The following is a 22,829-nucleotide window of genomic DNA, read 5'->3' on the forward strand; positions in this document are numbered from 1 at the left end:
TGATTAAACTTCTACGGGTTCGAATAGAAACGCCTTGCTTTTAACAGGCACATCAGACCAAATTCGCCAAGGTGCTTTTGCGGTTGACCATAGCTCTTCCAAGTAAATTTTATCACGCAGAGTATCCATAGGATACCAGAATCCTTGATGTTGGTAGGCAGCTAATTTACCTTCTTTAGCTAGACACTCAAGAGGAAATTTTTCCCAGATCGTGCTGTCATTTTGGATATAATCAATTACTTTTGGTGACAAGACGAAAAAACCACCGTTAATCCAACCCCCATCACCTTGCGGTTTTTCAGAAAAACCGGATACTCTGTGATCTTCTAAACGGAGCGCGCCAAAACGACCAGGAGGTTGGACCGCTGTTAATGTTGCCAGTGTTTTTTGGCTTTTGTGGTAGTCAACAAGCTTAGCAATATTAATATCAGCTAAACCATCTCCATAAGTAAAACAGAATGCCTCATTATCTAAATATTTGGCAACACGTTTTAGCCGGCCACCAGTCATGGTGTTTTCGCCCGTTTCAACCAAGGTGATGCGCCAAGGTTCTACATTATTCTGATGAATTTCTATTTTATTTTCAGCAAGATCTAAGGTGACATCCGATCGATGTAAAAAATAGTTAGCAAAATATTCTTTAATCACGTATCCCTTATAGCCTAAACAGATAATGAAGTCATTAATCCCATAGGCAGAATAGATTTTCATGATGTGCCAAAGAATAGGTTGAGTACCAATTTCAATCATAGGTTTTGGCTTGACAATAGTTTCCTCACTAATTCGAGTCCCTAAACCCCCTGCCAAGATAACTGCTTTCATTTTTACTCCTAACTTCCTGTATGTACGGTGACGCGGTTATTATCATATTAATGAATGCCTTCGTCTAGATCATTTGTTATTTTGATAAAATTGCATTAATAAAAAAAGAGTTTCTTACGGCAGGTAACAGTCAAATTCTTAAATTTTACTGTAGACATTCTGTTTTTAGTTCGTGCCAGCGAGCAAGACCCAGTTACAACATTGTGTCAGTCATTAGCTTTAGCATCCCAAAAAACAATATGCTCTGGTTTAACTTAGCTAAGAACCACTTCTTTTTTTAACTTAGATTTCATCTATTATTGACCATCTTCAATAAGTTATTTAAATTGAACCTCCTTAAAAACCGTTAGAGAAAATTCATTCATACCACTTTATCTATTTGTTTTTCATCCGTTGATGATGTGTATAATTTGTTAAACTAACTTCACGTTAGCGGCCTATTATCTTTTTCACCAAATGACAATGTAATTAACCAACATATATTAAAATCGCAATTTATCATTGCCAGTGATTATGAAACTTATTTGTTATTTGATATTTTTGATTTAATGTATCCTAGCAACAACCTACTTTTCGCACGAAGGTAGAGGATTTTTGTATTTAATGTAATTAAGTAGGTGAAATATTATTCCACTACTTGATGCTGCGCTGCATTCCATGCGGGCCTAGAAGAAATAAAAAGCTTCATTGTGCCTTCCCAATAATATTTCTCTCCCGCTTCAATCATGAGAGCATCACCTGCAGAAATTTTTTGTTTATGATTATTTACATTAATTATTCCTTTTCCTTCAAAAATATAAACGAATAAATTGCATTCTTTATTAATAATATAATGCTGCTCAGGATGTCGTCCCGTGAGTTCAGCGATACAGAGGTCGGCCATTGCATCGTTAAGGACATGCTCAGTGACTAAAAATGCTGGACTGTCTGCATGTTTTTTTGTTTGATGTTTTAATGATATTTGCATATTTTGGGCCCCATTAGCTAATGAAACTATTGAAAATTACAAGATGCTTAAGGTGCTTATTCTGGCACGGGCACATCAAAACCATTTAGTGTAATCGAGACCATACTGTAAAGCCCGATTAAATAAATTAACTCAGCTGTTCCTTCCTGGCCAAATTGTTGAACCGATTTTTGATAAAGTAGTTTGGGTAATACGCCTCCGCTCATTAATGATGAAGTAATGTCATAGACCAACGACTCATTTTCTCCCAAGGTAGTTGGGCGTTGTCCTGCGACGATGGTGGCAATAGTAAGGTCATCTAATCCGCGTGCTTCGGCCATTAAAACATGGGCATACAGTTCATAACCTGAATGAAATTTTGTTCCAGTCACAAGAATAGCAATTTCCCTCGCTGGTTTTGGTAATGTTGGTGATGTGGAAAGCGCTTTAACCAATTCCCATATGGGCCCACCAATTTTAGGAAAATGAAGCCAAGGATTCCAGGGGCCAATTAAACTACCGTTATCGAAAATAGCTTTAAAGCCTTGAAAATTAGTTTCAATGCCATTTCTCATATCTTTATACAGTGGTTTTTGTTCTTTAGTGAGGTTAGTTGGTTCAATAATATTCAATCGCATAGTTAACTCCTTTTTAATTACTATTCAATCATAATAGCTTAGATTCATGGATTAATGATCCAGCACAACCTTAATTAAGTTGATAAGATGTTAGATTTTGACGGATAATAGTGACACGTCCACCTAAAGACATTGTGCGGACAGAAGTCCGCATCGAATATGTTGTTAATTGTTGGCTCTCACATGTTCATTAGTTCGTAAACACTGACAGGCGTGTTCCAATGCAGTCATTTTATTGCGTGTTGCAGTCGGGAACAATCCAAAATTTTCATGAATTAACTTGGACAAACTATGATGATGTCGATCGATAAATGCTCTATTTTCAACACAGTTTAATTGAGTATGAATTTTTTCAATGAACTTATTGGTTTTTTGGATACGATCTTCTGGTGTTTGTACTAGAAATTGTAGCGTCTCTTCATGAAGGGAACATGTTAATTTATAGAGATTTTGTGCTTTATTCAAACGATCGGGTCCTTGTTTTTTTTCCTTTAATAGTTTTATGGATTTAATTTGTAATTCTCTAAGGGTATGAAAAATCTTTTGATAAGTTGCTGCTAGTGAATCTTGGTGTTGTTCTTTTTGGATTGGTATTTTTTTGAACAATTCACTGTTTAACTCGTTGAGAGTTAATTCCATTTGTGGAATTGTTGGCGCGCTTTGTTTTGCTTCAGTTATGGGAGACGCTTCGTTTAGTAATGCAATTTTCGCTGATTCAGGAATTGAGGGTGATTTTAATCCATACATCTTTTCGAAAAAATCCGCTGCAGAAAGAGCTTCTTTAACGGAAGAGTTTATGGTGTGGGGGTGTTTATTTTTATAGCTTTTTACTTTATCTGCAGCTTCAAATATTCTAAACTCAATTCGTTTCAATGCCTTACTAACGTCGTTTTGCAATTGTATTTCATTGGCAAGACGCGGGATGTTTTTACTTGCTGTAAAGATTGCCTCCATTTTTTGTTTTATTTGGTTTAGATCGTTTTGAACCACGGTGTATAATGCATTAAATGCCGCAAAAATTTTGTTAAAATTATCTTGATTATCAAAAAAATCCAAACCTAATTGGTCCATATTGTTGGATAATTCGGCACAAAAAGCTTGTAGGGAAATCACCCCATGTATCAAGTGAGTAAAATTAGCCATAGTTTCACTTGCATTAAGCAATTCTTGGTTGTTTTTAATAAGAACAAATTCCTTTCCAGTAGTAACAAGTTTAATATTTAGAAAATTAGGGGATTGTTGGAATGTTTTATTTATTAAATTTAATTCATCGTGTAATTTCTTTTTATCTTGGTTTGATGGTGTTTGCTGTCGTTTATCGTTTTTGGCAGCCTCCTCTAGTGTTAGTATAGATTGAGCCCAATTAATAAATGCCAACGGTTCTTCTGGAGGAAATATTTTTTCTCTATGTAAAATAGCATAGGGATTTATTGATTGGAGATAATATTTGGCAATTCCCATGATCCAATTATGAAAAATAGATTGAGGCAGTTCAACTTCTTTGGTTTCAAAAGAGATTCCCCATAGCTCATAGTCAATATATTTTTCACGTAAAATATTTTCTGTAAGTTCAGAATGGGTTACAGTAGCTATCAGATTTTGATATTTCTTAGGAGTAACCATTTTTACTAATAAGCGGATTAAATTATCACTTTCCTCAAGGCAGGCGTTACGAGCTTGATCTACTAACTCACGCAATGACATCGATTCTTTATGTTTTTCTAAATCCTGAACCGCATACATTAATGATGTGTAAACGGGCTTCAGATGAGAAAAATGTGGACTATTTTCCTTGTCCTCTATTGAGGCATAATGGTTAATAAAGGCGATTATGGCACGAAGATAAGTAATATCATAATCATAACCGAGAAAACTTAAAGCCCTATTTTGTAAAATATTCATGAAATAGGATATAACTCCTATAGTCACATCGTCATTTTTACTCAGCTGAAAATAATATTCTTTAAGTTTTAATAGAGCATCCAGGATATACCGTCTGTATTTGGTCAATTCTACAGGTACTCTCGGCAGAACTTGGCCGATATCATCAATTTCATCATCATCATAATGCAGGGAATTAATTGTTTTGAAATCAGCGCTAAATTGGAAAATTTGCGGTAATTCGGGAACGGGAACATTGCTAGAGGTGGTAAGATTTTGAAGGTGTCTTTTATATAATGTGTTTACCGCCATTATTTTTTCTTTATGTTTATTTTCTTCGTAAGATTTCCATTCTTTATAACTAATTAGCGTAAGCGTTGCTGCGCCTACTACTCCAATGGTGACCAGGGAGGCAACAGCTTCAGCGACTTGAGCCCCGCGTTGTGCGAGGACAAAAGCACTAAAACTGCTTAATCCGTTTAATACACTGTTTCTGTTTATACTACTCAATGTCATAATGACATTCTCCTTAAATGAATAAATGGCTAATGGTTAATCGGGAAACTAAAATATCCTTCTTTAGTAGGTGATGCAAGCAAACTCTATCTATGCTATCTCAAGCCCAGTTTTTTTGACTACTTGATTTTTACGTTTCATGCATTCATATTATTTCAACTGATGGAATTACAGTATGAGGCTGCTATGGAGTATAAAGCTGTTAAAAAAATTATCTCTAATTTATTAGATTCTGCTGGTATCTATCCCAACGGCAAAGAAGCTTGGGACATACGCATTCATAATGAAGCATTTTATTCTCGTGTTTTCAAAGAGGGTTCTTTAGGACTTGGCGAATCCTATATGGATGGATGGTGGGATTGTAATCATCTGGATCAATTTTTTGACCGTATTCTAAGCGCTGATCTTGAAAATAAATTAAAATCCAATAAATGGCTGTGGCCTAAGTTATTTTTCTTAAAATTAATTAATCACCAAACTAAACAACGTGCTTTAGAAGTAGGCAGAAAACATTATGATTTGGGCAACGATTTGTTTAAATCCATGCTTGACACGCGTATGAATTACACTTGTGCTTATTGGCAGAATGCTAATAATCTGGATGAGGCACAAGTGAATAAATTAGAATTAAGTTGTCGAAAATTAATGCTCAAACCAGGTATGCGCGTTTTGGATATTGGCTGCGGGTTTGGTGCTTTTGCAAAATATGCTGCAGAGCATTATGGTGTACAGGTTGTCGGGATCACCATCTCTAAAGAACAATGTGATTACGCGCAACATAATTGTGCTGGTTTACCGATTGAAATTCGCTTTCAAGATTATCGGGATCTTAATGAGTGTTTCGATCGTATTATTTCTTTGGGAATGTTTGAACATGTGGGTTATTTAAATTACCGTGCATACATGCAAAAAGTACACGATTGCCTAAATGATAATGGTTTATTTTTATTACATACGATAGGTAATAATGTAACAACTACATTAAGTGATGCATGGATTAACAAATACATTTTCCCTAATGGTATGCTACCGTCAATGATGCAAATCAGCAAAGCTTCTGAAGGGTTATTGATTATGGAAAATTGGGTTAATTTTGGGGTCTATTACGATAAAACATTGATGGCTTGGGATGAGAATTTTCAACGCAATTGGCCGTATTTGCAAAAACATTATGATGAACGTTTTTACCGCATGTGGCATTATTATCTATTATCCTGTGCGGGGAGTTTTCGTGCTTGCTCCATGTCCTTATGGCAAATTGTCTTTTCAAAATACGGGATGCGTGGAGGCTATGAGGTCCCCTTATTTACGGGGGTCACCAAATAGATAAATAGGAATAAAATTATGTATGTAAAAACAGAGCCTTATGTTAAAAATAATCGCTTGCTTATTAATCTTAAATTTCTGATTAATGAAACGATAGGTGTAATTTTAGTATGTGGCCGTGGCAATTCACGAACAATTTACATCGAATCAATCATCCATATTGAATCAAATGAAAAAAATTTAACTGCAAGTATGGAAAGATGAGGTATTTTATAACAAACCAATCAGAGAGACGAGAGTCAAATTATATGGCAATAGGTGCTTTAATTGGCGGATGCGATTGATAATTTACAAATTCAAAATCATCATACGTATAGTTAAATAAAGAAGCGGGTTGCCGCTTAATGTTTAAAGTGGCCAAAGGCAAGGGCATTCTGGCTAATTGGGTGCGTGCTTGTTCCAAATGATTTAGATACAAATGACAATCACCGCCAGTCCAAATAAAATCACCTGCTTCAAGACCACATTGTTGTGCCACCATGTGTGTCAATAAAGAATAGGAAGCAATATTAAAGGGTACTCCCAAAAATACATCAGCAGAACGTTGGTATAACTGACAAGAAAGGGTGTTGTTTGCTACATAAAATTGGAACAATGCGTGGCAGGGCATTAACGCCATTTGAGAGAGTTCTCCAACATTCCAGGCACTCACAATCAAGCGACGTGAATTTGGATTATTTTTGATTTGTTCAACAACACCACTTAATTGATCAATATGACGACCATCAGCAGTAGGCCAACTGCGCCATTGTTTGCCATACACTGGACCTAAATCCCCATTACTATCTGCCCATTCATCCCAAATCGACACGCCATTTTCTTTTAAATAGGCAATATTGGTATCGCCTTTTAAAAACCAAAGTAATTCGTGCACGATGCTTCGCATATGTAATTTTTTAGTGGTTATCAAGGGAAAACCCTGGCGTAAGTCAAAACGCATTTGATAACCAAAAACAGACAAAGTTCCGGTTCCTGTTCGATCTGTTTTTTCAGTTCCGTGCTGTAAAATATGCTCTAATAAATGCAAATAAGTATTCATCGTTTAACCCACCATAACCAAAGCCCTAATAATAACATAGGAATAGATAAAATTTGGCCCATAGTCAACCATCCGAAGGCAATGTATCCTAATTGTGGATCGGGTTCGCGGAAACATTCTGCAATGAAACGGCAAACGGCGTAGCCCATTAAGAACACGGCAGATACTCGCCCGGCAGGGCGCGGTTTACGAGCATACCACCAAACAAGGATAAATAAAGTGACTCCTTCTAAACCAAACTCATAAAGTTCGGATGGGTGACGCGGTTGTTCATCGACATGAGGATATACCATTCCCCACGGCATGTCAGTTGCTCGTCCCCATAATTCGCCATTGATAAAATTACCGATACGCCCGGCTCCTAACCCAATAGGTACTAAGGGAGCAATAAAATCACCTACTTCCCAGAATGGTTTTTTGTATCGACGAGCAAAGATCCATAGTGCTAATAGGACACCTAGCAAGCCACCATGGAAAGACATACCGCCCTCCCAGATTTTAAATAAGACCCAGGGTTCATGGATGAATTCCGGGAAATTATAAAAGAGCATATATCCTATACGACCACCAATAATTACACCGAGGGCTGCATAAAAAATCAGATCACTGATTTGTTCGGAAGTCCAATGCAATGAATAGTGTCTCACGCGCCAATGTGCTAGCAACCAGGCACTGATAAAACCAATTAAGTACATTAAACCATACCAATGTATTTGAATGGGACCTAAGGAAAAAGCCACGGGATTAATGTAAGGATAAATGAGCATAGCGTTTAAATTCCTGTTAAAAAAGCAACTTAAGTGCCGTTAAAATTAATAGTACAATAAAACCGTACTTTAATTGTGCTACGGGTAATTTGTAATTTAATTGTGCACCAATGGGTGCAGCAATACAGCTAAAGAGTGCAACCAATAAAACAGCAGGCCAATATATATAACCTGTCATATAGGGTATTGTCGTGGTTTCGTGGTAACCGGTTATCATAAAAATAATTGATCCTGTTAGAGCGACTGTAAGGGTGCATAAATTAGAAACACCTGCAATTTTGCGTGCAGCAACACCGCAATGGCTAAGATAGGGTATAATCAAAATACCGCCACCTACTCCTAAAAGACCTGATTTAAAACCAATTAAAAAACTGATAAAACGATTAATCCAGTTTTGGGGAAATTGTGCAGAATGACTAATTTTCGCATCCATTAACATCTTAATTGCGACACAAAATAAAAAAATAGCGAAGATTATTTGTAACCAATAAGTCGAAATCCATTGAGCAATCACTGCACCGGAGATAGTGCCAATAATTATTCCTGGCCATAGCTTATCATAGACAGACCAAAGGATGTCTCCATATTTATAATGTGCTTTTAAGGAAGCTTGTGATGTAATGATCATAATCGCCATAGACGTTCCTGCAGCTACCTGCATGAAGATATCTTCTGGAAAGACTTGAATTTGTTGGAAAACAAAAAGCAGACCAGGGACGACAATTAAACCACCCCCTATGCCCAGAATTCCTGCCATTAGACCGGCAAAAATACCAATCAATGCATAGATTATTCCATGGAGAAATATTATTGTCATCCTAACGATTTTCCTGCTCTGATTAGGCTTCCTAATCCTTCTGCTTCTAATGTTTTTTCTAAATGAAGCCGTATTTCTGCGGGATGTTCAAACTCTAAAACTTCAGCCAAAATTTTACGTGCATTGGCAATAGCATAATTACGAATGACCCATTTAATGCGAGGTAAACTGGCTGAATTCATACTTAAGGTATCAAAACCCATTGCAATCAATAAAATAACTGCTAATGGATCACTGGCCATTTCTCCGCAGATGCTGACTTCAACCCCAGCAGCATGTCCTCCTTCAACTACTTTAAGCAATACCCGTAACATCGCCGGATGCATCGAATCATAAAGGCCGGCAACACGGGCATTATTTCGATCTACAGCCAAAAAATATTGAGTTAAATCATTGCTTCCTACGGAAATAAAATCGACACGCTTCGCAATTTCACGAGCCAGATAGGCGGCAGCAGGAACTTCAATCATCACGCCTAATTTAGGCTTTTCAATGACACAACCCTCTTCTAATAATTCGGCAAATGCTTGTTCAACAAGATATTTCGCTTCTTCAACTTCACTCAGATTTGTTACCATAGGTAACATAATACGTAAATTATTTAATTCCTCACTGGCACGCATCATTGCACGCACCTGGATAAGAAATACATCAGGATGGTCTAAAGTGACACGTATTCCACGCCAACCTAAATAAGGATTTTCTTCTTTTACGGGAAAATAAGGCAGTACTTTATCACCACCAATATCCAGAGTACGCATTGTTACGGGGCGTGGGGAAAAGGCCTTTAATGTTTGACGATAAATAATGGTTTGCTCATCCTCAGAGGGGAATTGATCGCGGCTCATGAATGGAACTTCGGATCGATATAAACCAACTCCTTCAGCGCCTACACTCATGGACAAACCAGCATCCATTGCCAAACCGGTATTAACCTGCAGTGAAATTTTATAGTTGTCTGTAGTTTCAGCAGGTTTATCTCGTAAGCTAACTAGGCTTTGATTGAGTGCCTGTTCTTCTTGTTCTAGTAATTTATACTCTGCCAATACTGTTTTAGAGGGGGAAATGTGAATTTGGCCGTAATAACCATCCACAATCATGGCACGTCGAGACACAAATTCCGGTTTTAATCCGCGAGTCCCCATAACAGTAGGAACACCTAAAGCCCGTGCTAAAATGGCGACATGAGAGTTATTAGAGCCTTTGGCCGACACAATTCCAGCCAAACAGCTTGCAGGTACTTCGGCAAGGGCTGCTGCGGTGACCTCTTCACCCACTAGAATAGCGCGCTTAGGATAAACTATTTCTTCATGTTGTGACCATTGTAATGCTGCCAAAACACGGCGCCCTAAATCGCGAAAATCACTTGCACGTTCACGCAGATAAGAGTCTTCCATACTTTCAAATTGGGCGATGTGTTTTTTAATTACAGTTGCTAAAGCAGCCTGGGCACTGATTTTTTCTTCACGAATCACTTGTTCTACTTCAGCCCCCAAGCTGTCTTTATCAAGAATACGTATATATACATCAAATAATGCGTGCTCTTCCTCGGCTACAATGGCTTTCATGCGTCGTCCTAAACGTTGCATGTCCTCCCTAGTAGCTTCTAGTGCTTCATAAAAAGTACGTATTTCTTCATCCAAAGTTTCCACGGGATGGCGTGGTACTGCATCAATATCGGCTTGAGGATAAACAACTATAGCCGTACCGATGCCAATCCCTGGAGCCGAGCCAATTCCTACTAAAGTGGTAAGCGTGGGCTCGACTTTATCGACTCCTCCTAGAGGCTTGGGTTGGGTTAATTTAGCTAACTCTCCTGTTGCCTCAGCATGAGCAATAATTCCACCAAGCTGCGCAGCTAAGGTAATTAAAAAAGACTCTTCACTATCGTCAAAACAACGTTGTTCTGTTTGTTGAACAATTAACACCCCGTAGAGTTTTCGATGTTGGATAATAGGTACGCCAAGAAAGGCTTTAAATCGCTCTTCACCAAGTAAGGAATGGGAATAAAAATCGGGATGCGAAGGAGCGTTTTCCAGATTAATGGGCTCTTCACGACGTCCGACTTGGCCAATCAAACCGCTATCAATGGAAAGGCGCACGCGAAACTCAGCTTGCTTATTTAACCCTTCGGTTGCAATGAGAACATATTCCGCATGCTTGGTATCAATAAGATAAACGGAAGCGGCCTCGGCATTAATGGCTTTATTAATTTGTTGTACCAGAATCCCTAGCGCCTCGGAGAGACGTTGCGCGGCGGTGACCTCTTGAACTATTCGTTTAAGTACCTTGAGCATGTAGGCCTATGATTACCTCTTTTTCCGTTTCAAACCATAAGATATATGGCGATTATTTAACAAAGGTTCCAGCTCTTTCAGCGCTTGAGCATAGACCTGACGCTTAAAAAAAATAACCTGCCCTACTGGCTCATGAAAATCGATCCAACGCCAGCTGTCAAATTCAGGTGAATCGCTTAAATCCAGTTTTACTTTTTGCTCACTGGCTATTAGTTTGAGCAAAAACCATTTTTGTTTTTGTCCAATAACCATAGGTTCGCTGCCATGACGTAGATATTGTTTCGGAAGTCTGTATTTTAACCAACGCTTCGTTGAGCCTATAACGTGTACATCTTCCTTATCTAAACCTACCTCTTCATGTAACTCTCGAAACATTGCTTGCGTGGATGTTTCTCCTGCGGCTAATCCACCTTGTGGAAATTGCCAGGCATCATGTCCACTTCTTCTTCCCCAAAAAACTCTATTTTGTTCGTTGACAAGGATAATACCTACATTCAACCGATAACCGGCACGATCAATCACCATGATGTCACTGTTTAGATTAAACCGCTAATACCTTGATTTTTCCATAAACTACAAGACTTTTGCAATTAAATCCGTAATTATTATTAAAAAAAATCAAGTAACTTAAAGGCTAATCTAAATTATTGCCTTGGTAGAGAAAACCCGAAACTGAAAGTCGCTTTCACAGGGACAGCAATAGTTATATAATTTAGGCATTAGTCTAAGACGTAACAAAGGAGTTTTTGGGAAGCCATATGAAAAAAAATGTTATGATTATTAATACAGGAGGCACCATTAGTTGCATCAAAACAGCTAATGGATATGAGCCTGCTCCGGGTTATTTAGCATCGGCTTTGGAGCAAATTTCCTTGCTCAGGCATCCTGACATGCCTGAATTTTCTATTAAAGAATATCAGCCTTTGCTGGATTCTTCCAATATGACGGTGAGTGATTGGAATCGTATTGCTGAAGATATTGCAGAGGAATACGATCATTATGATGGATTTATTGTATTTCATGGTACCGATACTATGGCATATACTGCATCTGCTTTATCATTCATGCTGGAGAATTTAGGTAAGCCGGTGATCATTACAGGTTCCCAAATTCCTTTATCTGAAGTACGTAATGATGCGATTGATAATATTATTACATCTTTATGGTTATGTGTGCATCAGTCCATACATGAAGTATGTATTTATTTTAACCAGCGTCTATTGCGAGGTAATCGCACACAAAAAATTAGCGCGCAAGGGTTTAATGCTTTTGATTCTCCCAACTATCCGCATTTAGCATCCATAGGTATTGACATTAAAGTAGATCAAAATCTTTCATTAAAACTACCTGAGAAACCCTTCCGCTTGCAAACCATTGAACCACAGTTTATTGCAAATTTCAGATTATTTCCGGGTTTTGCCTCAGAGGTGCTTGCTTATATTTTAAATCAGCCTTTGCGTGGTTTGATTTTGGAGACTTACGGTACAGGTAATGCACAAAATAATGATTCACGATTTTTAGATTTACTCAAAGATGCGTGTAACCGTGGAGTTATTATTATTAATTGCACCCAATGTCAACAGGGAAGAGTAGAGATGAGTCAATACCCCACTGGGCACACATTAAAACAGGCTGGCCTTATTAGTGGTCATGATATGACCCCTGAGGCAGCCCATTGTAAGTTATTGTATCTCTTAAGTAAAAAACTGAAAACTGCTCAAATAAAAATTCAAATGGAAACAAATCTTTGTGGTGAATTGCATCAGGTTAATACTGTATTCTCGAATCTTTAATTCAGAAAATTTCACAGATTTTTTTGATTAATTATTGAAATTTTATATACTGCGCGTGATTTAGAAATAAGGATTAATTATAGATTGTTTAGAAGGTTGTGGTGTAGGGACTATAGGTGGTGGTCATAGGTGGTGTCAATGGATTAGGAATAGGATTGTGGACGCTTATTGAATATGTTCAGCCAGCATTAGTGAGCACAAGTCTTACATCAAGCCAAGCTAGTGGAATTACCGCTGCAATTGCTATTTTTGGATATTTGGAAACGGCAGTTGGTACTGGTATATTGGCGGCACTATTGTAGGTGCTACTGCTACACCTGTTGCTCTTGGACTTGCATATTGTGCAACCAGTGCTAAAAATAGATTAAGTTTTTCTGTTTTAACAAAAACAATAAAGAGCAATTCAGAGAAAACAAAGCATCAGTTGAATTACCTGCTGCTACAATTTAACTAAATTACGAAACGCTCCTGGTATTTAACTCAACCCAATTTGCATAAGTTTCTATAAAATTGCTGAGGAATTTTTTTGTATCTTCGCGTACAAGTTCGTTTTTGGCGTTAAATAAATTCCCAGCTTGTCCTATATAAGCTTCTGGTTGTTGTAATACCGGAATATCCAGAAATACAAATGTTTGTCGCAAATGTTGGTTTGCACCAAAGCCGCCAATGGCGCTCGGAGAAACACTAATGATTGCTCCAGGTTTTTTGCTCCAGATACTATAACCATAAGGACGAGAACCTACGTCAATGGCATTTTTGAGTACGCCAGGAATTGATCGATTATATTCAGGAGTGACAAATATCACGCCCTCACAAGATTTCATTTGTTCACGAAAGTGAGTCCAGGCTGGTGGAACCGTATTTTCATCATCTAAATCTTGGTTGTATAAAGGTAAATTACCAATTTCAATAAGTTCTAGTTTCAAAGAGGAGGGTGCTAAAGAAATCAGTACATTAGCCATTTTTTTATTAAAGGATTCTTTGCGTAAGCTTCCTACAATAACTGCAATCTTTTTATTCATCCTCATGACTCCTTTCTTTTTTAATGTTTAAAGTGGAATAAAAACAGGTTACTTATTATATAATAATCCATTTTTTAGAGGTAAATAGCATGGAGCTATCGATATCTATATTTTTTTTAGCAGGAGTTAATAAAGAACAAAATAAAACACCCCACTTATTTCAAAATGAATTATTTTAAAACAAACAGGGTGTAAGTAAATATGATTAGACTACTTCAACTTCTTCAGCTTGAGGACCTTTTTGGCCATTGCTTGCTTTGAACATTACTGCCGCTCCTTCAGCAAGGGTTTTAAAACCACTGCCCTGAATAGCACTGAAATGTACAAAATAATCTTTACCGCCACTTTCTAAAAAACCGAAACCTTTGGACTCATTGAACCATTTTACTGTACCGCGTATTTTATCTGACATGTTAAATTTCCTAAATTATTACCTGCTCATTGTAGCATTATTTTATTAATTGTGCTGTTTTTTTATTAAATATTTTTAATTTTTTTCTATTTAATGCAAAAACTCATATAATGCTGGTACATCATAGATGATTTTTTTTAAAATTTCTAATGATTCACCCAACTTATCTTTGGGGAGGATTAATTAATTCATTAGCATCATCCTTTTTCAGGTAAAGAAAAATTGTCCCTGATAAAAAGGTTAACACGCCAAGCATTAAAAAGGTTTGTTGAAACACTTTGACAGATAAAAGATGATGGCTTGAAAAGATGCTAATAAGAATAGCTGAAGCAGCGACCCCAAAACTTTGCGCTAATTGTTGTATGGTACTCATTATACTTGTTGCTGCACTGATGTCGTTTTTGCTCACGCTGGCATATGCTAAAGAATTCATGCCCGTATATTGAAGCGCGATTAAAAATCCATAAATAAAGGTTAACATAGCAATTTCGTAAAGTGTAGACGAGATGCTGATAGAGCAAAACGACCATAAAGAAATACTTACCAAGGTAGTATTTAAAATTAATAATTTTTTATAACCAAAACAGCGCAATATATATAATGATAAAGGTTTTACTATAAAGACGCCTAAAGCGATCGGCGCAAGTAAAAAACCAGATTGTTGCGAGGAGAAACCTAAGCCAATTTGTAGCATTAAAGGCAATAAAAAAGGAGTACCACCAAAGCTTAAGCGTGCAAATAAATTACTTATTACGGCCACACAAAAAGTACGTGTTCGTAATAGCTCTACTTTAATAATAGGGTAATTTTTTTTACGAGCATGATGAGAAGCATAAGCCACTAATAATAAAAAAGAAACTCCCAGCATAAACGGAGAGTGGTTCGTAGTGAAATCGGATTCACTAAGCATCGATAAGCCAAAAGTTAAGGTCGCAAGTCCACTGCCAAAAAGAAGGAAACCTAATTTATCCAGCGGGGGGACTGGTTCGGGGGGCATGGGCGGTAATAGTTTTATTGATAAAAGAACTGCTAAAATGCCGACAGGAATATTGACCCAAAATATCCAGCGCCAAGAAAAATTATGTGTGATTATTCCCCCCAACAAAGGTCCAAGCATCATACCTAACGAAGCAACCATGACCACAAGGCTCATTTTGGAAATGAGTTCATCGCGGTTACACGTTCGTAAAATAATGAGCCGCCCCACAGGCATGGTTAATGAGCCACCCAAACCTTGTATTATTCGTGCAGCAATCAATTCCTCTAAATTTTTTGTAAAACCGCACCAAATTGAACTTAAAGTAAAAACACAAACAGCAGTAATGAATACTTTTTTTACACCAAATTTATCCGCAATCCAACCACTAATAGGAATAAAAATTGCCAAACTTAACAGATAGCTAATCAAAGCCAACTTTAAGTCGATTGGATTAACATTCAAACTATGTGCCATGACAGGAATAGCGGTATTAATGATCGTTGTATCTATCGCTTCCATAAACATTGCAAAAGAAACAATGAGCAGGATAATATTTTTTCTCATTATTGGAGTATATCAGTAGATTTGTTGAAAGTGTAAAACACACATTTATATACTGCGTGCAGTAAGATGCTGTTAATAAAAAAGATTTGGATTATACGGCTGTTACCTATAAGACAAATGCTAAATAAAGGCGCATTGTTTAACAATAGGCGTGTTAATTTGCATCCAGTAACACATGAAGTAATTTCAGTAGCACTTCTTTGCAAACTGGATGCTTCTTTCGCGACATTTGCAAGCATTGAAGTCATCTTTTTTCGCTTTGGAATGTCTGAAGGAATGTAATCCCCTTCGTTAGTAATGCTCTATCAGGAGCTACTCAACATATTTTTTAAACCAGTTAAGTGAGATTTCGCTAAATTTTTAGACCGTTCCTCACAACGTTCCACGTTTTTACCAAACCATTCCAGATGATTCGATGGCAATTCTTCCAAAAATCTGCTGGGTAGACAATCCTGCATTTCTCCTCCACGGCGTCTTTGATTCGCTAAGGTAAAACACAGTCCTTTTTGTGCTCGGGTAATACCTACATAGGCTAGCCGTCTTTCCTCTTCGATCTGATCGTCGTCAATACTTACACGATGAGGCAATAGTTCTTCTTCCATACCAACTAGATAAACATAAGGAAACTCTAAACCTTTGGATGCATGTAAGGTCATTAATTGTAAGAAATCCGTAGTTCGATCATCGGCTTGTTCGAGGATATCAATTAAAATTAATTTATTAATCACATCCGTTAAAGTAAGTTTTGAATTTTTAGCCAATAACCGGTCAACCCATTCCAGTAATTCCCAGACGTTATCCATTCTTTTTTGTGCTTTAGCGGGCGTGTCGCACTGTTCGTAAATATAAGCTTCATAGCCACTGTCATCAATCATTTGTTTTAATTGCTCTATTATCGAGCCGGAATCCAAATGCTTCTTTATTCCTTCCATCCACTTTTTAAAATGCAATAAGGCAGCACGGGGTTTATCCTCTATGAGTTCAGTCAAGGCAAGATGATCTGCTCCCGTATAAAGACTGATTCCTCTGTCTTGGGCATAGTGGCCCAAAGCATTAAGGCTAATTTCACCAATACCGCGTTTGGGCGTATTAATTACTCTTAAAAAAGCAGCATCATCTGCTTCATTGCATAGCAGTTTTAAATAAGCAAAGATATCTTTAACTTCAGATTTGGCAAACCATGATTGACCGCCACTGATTTTATAAGGAATACCATAATGACGAAGTACTTTTTCAAAAGTTCGTGATTGATGATTGCCGCGATAAAGAATGGCGTAGTCACCATATTCAGTGCGAACACGCATTTTATGCGAGATCATATCAGCAACTACTTGTTCTGCTTCATCCTGCTCATCTTTACAGCGAATAACACGTAATAAATCACCATGACCTAACTCACTCCATAATTTTTTTTCAAAAAGATGTTGATTATTGGAAATGAGCTGATTGGCAGCATGTAAAATAATGTTAGTGGAACGGTAATTTTGTTCTAGTTTAATTATTTTTAATTGAGGATAATCTTCTTGTAATTGCCTTAAATTTTCAGGTTTTGCACCTCGCCAGGCGTAAATTGACTGATCATCATCACCAACCACCGTAAAATGTGCGCGTACACCGGTGAGCAATTTTACTAAAAGGTACTGACTGGTATTGGAGTCTTGGTATTCATCTACGAGTAAATGACGAATTTTATTTTGCCAATAGTCTAATACAAATGGATGTTCGCTTAACAAACTTACTGGCAAGCGAATCAAATCATCAAAATCAACGGCATTATAGGCTTTCAATGCTTGTTGGTACTGTGGATAGAGGAGAGCCGCTTCTTCGTATAAGGGTACATTAGGGGGATTGTGAATGACTTGTTCTGGAGTTAAAAAACTATTTTTCCAGCACGAAATACGTTGTTGAATTTGTAGCACAAAATCGCGCTCTGTCGCTCTATTTATTGGCAGCAAACCACGTAAAACCTGTAAACAATCTTCGCTGTCAAAAATAGAAAATCCTTTTTTTAAAGAGCATAACGTCAAATTTCGTTTAATCATACTTAAGCCTAAGGTGTGAAAGGTAGCGATTTTCAAACCACGTCGTTTGGTGGCAGGAAGATCTGTTGCCACGCGAGCACGCATTTCGTTGGCTGCTTTGTTGGTAAATGTTACGGCGCATAATGTATGAGCAGCGTACCCACAAGTAGTAATTAAGTAATTGATTTTTTGTGTAATTACTCGTGTTTTACCGCTTCCTGCTCCAGCAAGAACTAAGAGTGGACCATTTATGTAGTGTACGGCTGCCAGTTGTTGGCTGTTTAGCATGCTTAATTCTCGCTCTATAAAGAGCGAATTATTACTTTAGAGTAGCAGAGAAGCAATAATTAATTAATGGACCGTTTTACATCAAACTCTTCTTCGGTATCAATTTCAATGAATTCATCTTCTTTATTATTTGCTTCTTGAGGTTCTTCAATACCTAAAAGGATTTTGTCTAAAGTTTTGATGAAAGGAGCAAATAGATTTTTATCGATCATGATTCTTCCTTAAATTGTTCGCTGTTATTTTAAGCATAGTTGATGATATTAATTTCTCCAGAAATAACAGGAAAAAATTATGTTAGAATAATGCTTATTTTCTAATACGAGTTTGTTATGAACGAAGCGGATGTCTTGCAGCGATTTATTTTTGAACATGCCCCTATTCGTGGTGAAATTGTTTATGTTGAAAAAACCTATCAAACCATTATGGAGCAACGTAATTATCCACCCATGGTAAAAAATCTTTTGGGTGAAGCCTTAGTATCTTGTTTGTTATTGGCATCCAGTATTAAATTTGAAGGCAGTTTAAATCTTCAGTTTCAAGGTGATAAACGTTTGCCTTTACTATTAGTGCAATGTGATCATGATCTTAATGTAAGAGCATTTGCTCAATTTGAAGAAAATTTGCAAACCACAGATTATGTAAGTGCATTTCTTACTGGTCACATGGTGATGACCCTTAATCAAGACAATCAAACGAATGCTTATCAAAGTACTGTACCCATTGAAGCAACATCCATGAGTGAAAACCTAATAAATTACTTTGCGCGATCGGAACAAATTTCAACCCGAGTCTGGTTGGCGGTTAATGATTCAGCAGCTGCAGGAATGTTACTGCAATTAATGCCAGGAGAAAACTCTACTCATAGAGAACAGTTTTGGGAATACGCGGTCCAATTGGGGCAAACAGTGAGCGAGGAAGAATTACTTACTCTTGATAATCAAACGTTACTTTATCGTCTTTATAATGAGACAGAAATTAGGATCTTTGATGGTCGTGAAATACATTTTAAGTGTCGTTGCAGTCATAAAAAAATGAAGCAGGTTATTTATATTTTAGGTAAAGAGGAAGCACAAAAACTCATAAAAGAAAAAGGCCAAATTGATATTTGTTGTGATTTTTGTAATCAAAACTATGTTTTTGATTCTATTGATGTAACGATGTTGTTTCATCAAGAGTTATGATCAACAATGATCTCTACACCTACGTTGCGGGTATTCAGTTCGGATCGTCAACGGAAAGAAGAATATCATTCTCAAAGTAGGTTTTGGTTCCGCTATTTCATTACTGAAGGGTAAATTTTGTCGAAGATAAAATCGGGTAATCTATTTGATTTAAGTTCAAGTATTCTCCACGCATCGCCTGAAGTATTTGTTGTAACATTGCGAATTGTTCGCTTAATTGAAAATATAAATCAGCAGATGGTTTTTCCTCCAGTTCTCCTACTGTTAAATAAGCGCTCTGCCCTAATTCAAAAAAATAATTCAAACTGACATGACGTCGTGTCGCAATACCAGGAAAAAGACCACAAAAGAGTAAACTTTTATCGCCAACATCACGCATGAATTGCATTTGTAAAGGTCGAGGTCGGTGCTGGGATTCTAAAAAATCAAGCGCGACGATGGATTCCATTAGTTTAGGCGTTTGAGAAAAACGCATTAATAAAAACACCAGATAACTTTCAGTGTTTTCATTCAAGATAAGCTGAGTTGCTGCTTGAGCCTCATTGACTAAAGCATGCCATTGACTCATATCGGTGGGATGCAGAATTAATTGGTTCATAGCCATCCTTTTTTAAGTCTTTCACTATTAGTTTAGCAAAAATTAACTTGTTCTGTTCGCTAAGCTTTTAATTATTAACCAATGGGTTTTATTTAAATTCGAACGCGTTAGTAAGTTGATGTAATATTTTGGTGCCCAATAGGTTTTAGCCATCTATTCGTGTATAATGTTAAATCTATGAACAAATACTTCGTTTTTTCCTCTAAAGGCTATTTATGATTGATCAAATTCGCAATATTGCCATTATTGCTCACGTAGACCATGGTAAAACCACACTTGTAGACAAATTATTACAACAGACTGGTACTCTAAATGAGAGGGCACCTAAAGTAGAGCGTGTCATGGATTCTAATGCTTTAGAAAAGGAGCGAGGCATTACTATCCTTGCGAAAAATACGTGTGTCTATTGGAATAATTATCAAATTAATATTGTTGACACTCCAGGACATGCTGATTTTGGGGGAGAGGTCGAACGTATTTTATCTATGGTAGATAGTGTATTGCTTTTGGTGGACGCTGTTGATGGCCCGATGCCACAAACACGTTTTGTCACTCAAAAAGCGTTTGCGCGTGGATTACATCCTATCGTAGTAATCAACAAAATTGACCGTCCGGGAGCCAGGCCGCATTGGGTTATGGATCAGGTATTTGATCTGTTTGATAATCTTGGGGCAACAGATGCGCAATTGGATTTTCCTGTGGTTTATGCTTCAGCATTAAATGGTTATGCCAAGCTGGAATTAGAAGATGAAGCTATTGACATGAGTGCTTTATTACAAACAATTATTAATAAAGTAGATGCGCCTAAAGTAGATGCCGAAGGTCCTTTCCAGATGCAAATCAGTTCTTTAGATTATTCATCTTATGTAGGGACTATTGGGATTGGTCGCATTAGTCGTGGACAAATAAAAGCAAAATCTCCAGTAAAAATTATTGATAAAGAAGGCACTATTCGTTCAGGTCGCTTATTACAGTTGCTGGGTTTCAAAGGCTTGGAACGTGTTGAAATTGAAGAAGCCAATGCGGGTAACATCATTGCCATTACGGGTATTGAAGGCTTGAAGATTTCCGATACTATTTGTGATCCGTCTATGGTTGAAGGTTTACCGGCGTTGTCTGTGGATGAGCCTACGATCAGCATGACGTTTCAGGTAAATGATTCACCTTTTGCAGGTCAAGAAGGTAAATTTGTTACATCACGAAAAATTCGTGAGCGGTTAGAGACTGAATTACTGCATAATGTCGCATTGCGTGTTGATGAGTGTGAAGATCCTGATAAATTCAAAGTTTCTGGTCGAGGAGAATTGCATTTATCCATTCTTATTGAAACCATGCGTCGTGAAGGTTATGAATTAGCAATCAGTAAACCAGAAGTGATTATGCGTGAGGTTGATGGTGAACAGCAAGAACCTTATGAACGCTTAACTGTCGATGTGGAAGAGACGCATCAAGGCAGCATCATGGAAAAATTAGGTGAACGTCGTGGTGAGATGCAGAATATGGTTCCCGATGGGAAAGGGCGTGTACGACTTGATTATATTGTTCCTACTCGCGGCCTTATTGGTTTTCATAACGAATTTTTATCATCCACTTCCGGTACGGGTTTGATGTATCATGTTTATGATCATTATGGCCCTGCAATTAAAGGGCGTATTGGTAAACGGGCAAATGGTGTATTAATTGCTAATTGTCAGGGTATTGCCCGTGGATTTGCTTTATTTAATTTGCAGGATCGTGGTCGTTTATTTGTCGAGCCGCAAACAGTTTGTTATGAAGGGATGATTGTAGGAATTCATGCCCGAGATAATGATTTGGTCGTAAATGTAACCAAAGAAAAGCAATTAACCAATATGCGTGCTTCAGGCACGGACGAAAACATCATCTTAACGCCACCAATCAAATTAAGCTTGGAACAGGCATTAGAATTTATTGATGATGATGAATTGGTGGAAATAACGCCACAGTCGATTCGCATTCGTAAAAAAACATTGAAAGAACATGAACGTAAAAAAGCATCACGAGTCTCAAATAGTGAAGAGTAAATTTAAACGCGTCATTTTATACGCACGTCAACATCGAGCAAATCAGGGGGTAAGCGAAAGCTTACAGCGCCTGGTTGAATTTTTGCAAAAGCAAAATGTTACAGTGTATCAGCATATTGATACACTGCATGGTTTTGATATGAAATTACCTGTCTTAACCAAAAAGGAGATGGGTAAAAAAAATGACTTAATTATTGCTATTGGCGGTGATGGAAATTTGCTTTCAGCTGCACGTATGTCCACTAAGGTAAATACTCCTGTTGTCGGTATTAACCGAGGACGCTTAGGGTTTCTCACTGATATTTTACCGCATGATATTGAAATACAGCTGAGTGCCGTTTTAGCCGGACAATATACCGAAGAAAAACGTTTTTTGTTGCACACGAAAATTTATGACGAAACGAGTACCTATTTTGAAGGCGATGCAGTTAATGATGTTGTCTTATCACGAGGTAACGAAACCCATTTGATTGAGTTTTCTGTGTATGTCAATGAGCAATTAGTAAGTCATTATCGTTCAGATGGTATGATTGTCTCAACACCTACAGGTTCTACTGCTTATGCTTTATCTGCAGGTGGTCCAATTATGCATCCGCAATTAAATGCCATCGTTTTAGTGCCCATGTTTTCCCATAGCTTAAGCTCACGTCCTTTAGTTATTGATGGGGAAGCAAAAATTGAGCTGCACATCAGCCAATGGAATGAATCCGATCTGCGGGTGAGCTGTGATGGTCATGAGTCACGCATGGTAAAGCCTGGCCAAAAAGTTGTTATTCAAAAAGATGGCTATCAATTACGACTATTACATCCCCTTGATTATCATTATTATGATACATTACGATCTAAACTTGGTTGGGAATCCAAACATCAGGGATAAATC

The 22,829-nt window shown here is 37.4% G+C and carries 22 protein-coding genes; 7 read left to right on the top strand and 15 right to left on the bottom strand.

The genetic code is table 11. The features are described 5' to 3' along the window. Positions 1–3: 3 nt before the first annotated feature. The 4 genes from rfbF to WA877_RS10790 all read right to left on the bottom strand — a co-directional run bounded on the left by rfbF (position 4) and on the right by WA877_RS10790 (position 4,803). A complete protein-coding gene (rfbF, locus tag WA877_RS10775; protein ID WP_425170919.1) occupies positions 4–822 on the bottom strand; it encodes a glucose-1-phosphate cytidylyltransferase in 819 nt (272 codons plus the stop codon). Between the two features lie 625 nt (positions 823–1,447). Next, a complete protein-coding gene (locus tag WA877_RS10780) occupies positions 1,448–1,789 on the bottom strand; it encodes a cupin domain-containing protein (RefSeq protein WP_425170920.1) in 342 nt (113 codons plus the stop codon). 56 nt (positions 1,790–1,845) lie between these two features. Next, positions 1,846–2,406: a carboxymuconolactone decarboxylase family protein gene (locus WA877_RS10785; RefSeq protein ID WP_425170921.1), complete on the bottom strand. Its 561-nt coding sequence runs from the start codon at positions 2,404–2,406 to the stop codon at positions 1,846–1,848. Positions 2,407–2,571: 165 nt separating this feature from the next. Next, positions 2,572–4,803, bottom strand: coding sequence for a hypothetical protein (locus WA877_RS10790; RefSeq protein ID WP_425170922.1), 2,232 nt, complete (start codon positions 4,801–4,803; stop codon positions 2,572–2,574). A 186-nt stretch (positions 4,804–4,989) separates the two neighbouring features. Here WA877_RS10790 and cfa point away from each other — a divergent pair, with 186 nt between their 5' ends. Together cfa and WA877_RS10800 are read left to right on the top strand one after the other, a co-directional pair. Further along, a complete protein-coding gene (gene cfa / locus WA877_RS10795) occupies positions 4,990–6,129 on the top strand; it encodes a cyclopropane fatty acyl phospholipid synthase (protein WP_425170923.1) in 1,140 nt (379 codons plus the stop codon). Between the two features lie 18 nt (positions 6,130–6,147). After that, the gene (locus tag WA877_RS10800) at positions 6,148–6,333 is read left to right on the top strand and encodes a hypothetical protein (RefSeq protein ID WP_425170924.1); all 186 of its coding nucleotides are present in this window, start codon (positions 6,148–6,150) and stop codon (positions 6,331–6,333) included. Positions 6,334–6,373: 40 nt separating this feature from the next. Here the strand turns inward: WA877_RS10800 and thyA are convergent, their stop codons facing one another. From thyA to WA877_RS10825, 5 genes are read right to left on the bottom strand one after another with little or no spacing between them, the layout of a single operon-like run. Next, a complete protein-coding gene (gene thyA, locus WA877_RS10805) occupies positions 6,374–7,168 on the bottom strand; it encodes a thymidylate synthase (RefSeq protein WP_425170925.1) in 795 nt (264 codons plus the stop codon). Beyond that, positions 7,165–7,935, bottom strand: a complete 771-nt coding sequence (lgt, locus tag WA877_RS10810) for a prolipoprotein diacylglyceryl transferase (protein ID WP_425170926.1) — start codon at positions 7,933–7,935, stop codon at positions 7,165–7,167. The genes thyA and lgt overlap by 4 nt, the downstream gene beginning before the upstream one ends. A gap of 16 nt (positions 7,936–7,951) precedes the next feature. Further along, positions 7,952–8,752 carry a sulfite exporter TauE/SafE family protein gene (locus tag WA877_RS10815; RefSeq protein ID WP_425170927.1) on the bottom strand — a complete coding sequence of 267 codons (801 nt, stop codon included), beginning with the start codon at positions 8,750–8,752 and terminating at the stop codon, positions 7,952–7,954. Beyond that, positions 8,749–11,049, bottom strand: coding sequence for a phosphoenolpyruvate--protein phosphotransferase (gene ptsP, locus WA877_RS10820; RefSeq protein WP_425170928.1), 2,301 nt, complete (start codon positions 11,047–11,049; stop codon positions 8,749–8,751). Before ptsP ends, WA877_RS10815 begins: the two co-directional genes overlap by 4 nt. A gap of 12 nt (positions 11,050–11,061) precedes the next feature. Beyond that, entirely contained in the window at positions 11,062–11,571 is a 510-nt protein-coding gene (locus WA877_RS10825; protein ID WP_425170946.1) for an RNA pyrophosphohydrolase, read from the bottom strand. Between the two features lie 236 nt (positions 11,572–11,807). Between WA877_RS10825 and ansA the strand changes: the two genes are divergently transcribed. Together ansA and WA877_RS10835 are read left to right on the top strand one after the other, a co-directional pair. After that, positions 11,808–12,842, top strand: a complete 1,035-nt coding sequence (gene ansA / locus WA877_RS10830) for an asparaginase (RefSeq protein ID WP_425170929.1) — start codon at positions 11,808–11,810, stop codon at positions 12,840–12,842. A gap of 116 nt (positions 12,843–12,958) precedes the next feature. Beyond that, on the top strand, positions 12,959–13,144 hold the full coding sequence (locus tag WA877_RS10835) for a hypothetical protein (protein WP_425170930.1): 186 nt from the start codon (positions 12,959–12,961) through the stop codon (positions 13,142–13,144). Positions 13,145–13,297: 153 nt separating this feature from the next. On the opposite strand, the gene WA877_RS10840 is transcribed toward WA877_RS10835, so the two are convergent. The 5 genes from WA877_RS10840 to WA877_RS10860 form a co-directional block, all read right to left on the bottom strand. Next, a complete protein-coding gene (locus tag WA877_RS10840; protein ID WP_425170931.1) occupies positions 13,298–13,864 on the bottom strand; it encodes an NADPH-dependent FMN reductase in 567 nt (188 codons plus the stop codon). Positions 13,865–14,069: 205 nt separating this feature from the next. Beyond that, a complete protein-coding gene (locus tag WA877_RS10845; RefSeq protein WP_425170932.1) occupies positions 14,070–14,276 on the bottom strand; it encodes a cold-shock protein in 207 nt (68 codons plus the stop codon). Between the two features lie 163 nt (positions 14,277–14,439). Next, the gene (locus WA877_RS10850; RefSeq protein ID WP_425170933.1) at positions 14,440–15,819 is read right to left on the bottom strand and encodes a DHA2 family efflux MFS transporter permease subunit; all 1,380 of its coding nucleotides are present in this window, start codon (positions 15,817–15,819) and stop codon (positions 14,440–14,442) included. Positions 15,820–16,124: 305 nt separating this feature from the next. Continuing rightward, the gene (locus WA877_RS10855; RefSeq protein ID WP_425170934.1) at positions 16,125–18,128 is read right to left on the bottom strand and encodes a UvrD-helicase domain-containing protein; all 2,004 of its coding nucleotides are present in this window, start codon (positions 18,126–18,128) and stop codon (positions 16,125–16,127) included. Positions 18,129–18,187: 59 nt separating this feature from the next. Next, positions 18,188–18,340: a hypothetical protein gene (locus WA877_RS10860; protein ID WP_425170935.1), complete on the bottom strand. Its 153-nt coding sequence runs from the start codon at positions 18,338–18,340 to the stop codon at positions 18,188–18,190. A 117-nt stretch (positions 18,341–18,457) separates the two neighbouring features. On the opposite strand from WA877_RS10860, the gene hslO reads away from it, so the two are divergent. Next, on the top strand, positions 18,458–19,309 hold the full coding sequence (hslO, locus tag WA877_RS10865; RefSeq protein WP_425170936.1) for an Hsp33 family molecular chaperone HslO: 852 nt from the start codon (positions 18,458–18,460) through the stop codon (positions 19,307–19,309). Positions 19,310–19,409: 100 nt separating this feature from the next. Here the strand turns inward: hslO and WA877_RS10870 are convergent, their stop codons facing one another. Continuing rightward, on the bottom strand, positions 19,410–19,907 hold the full coding sequence (locus WA877_RS10870) for a hypothetical protein (protein ID WP_425170937.1): 498 nt from the start codon (positions 19,905–19,907) through the stop codon (positions 19,410–19,412). A gap of 215 nt (positions 19,908–20,122) precedes the next feature. Between WA877_RS10870 and typA the strand changes: the two genes are divergently transcribed. Further along, positions 20,123–21,949 carry a translational GTPase TypA gene (typA, locus tag WA877_RS10875; protein WP_425170938.1) on the top strand — a complete coding sequence of 609 codons (1,827 nt, stop codon included), beginning with the start codon at positions 20,123–20,125 and terminating at the stop codon, positions 21,947–21,949. After that, on the top strand, positions 21,939–22,826 hold the full coding sequence (locus WA877_RS10880) for an NAD(+) kinase (RefSeq protein WP_425170939.1): 888 nt from the start codon (positions 21,939–21,941) through the stop codon (positions 22,824–22,826). The genes typA and WA877_RS10880 overlap by 11 nt, the downstream gene beginning before the upstream one ends. Positions 22,827–22,829 lie beyond the last annotated feature (3 nt).

It is taken from the genome of Legionella sp. (assembly GCF_049790535.1).
Classification (GTDB): Bacteria; Pseudomonadota; Gammaproteobacteria; order Legionellales; family Legionellaceae; genus Legionella.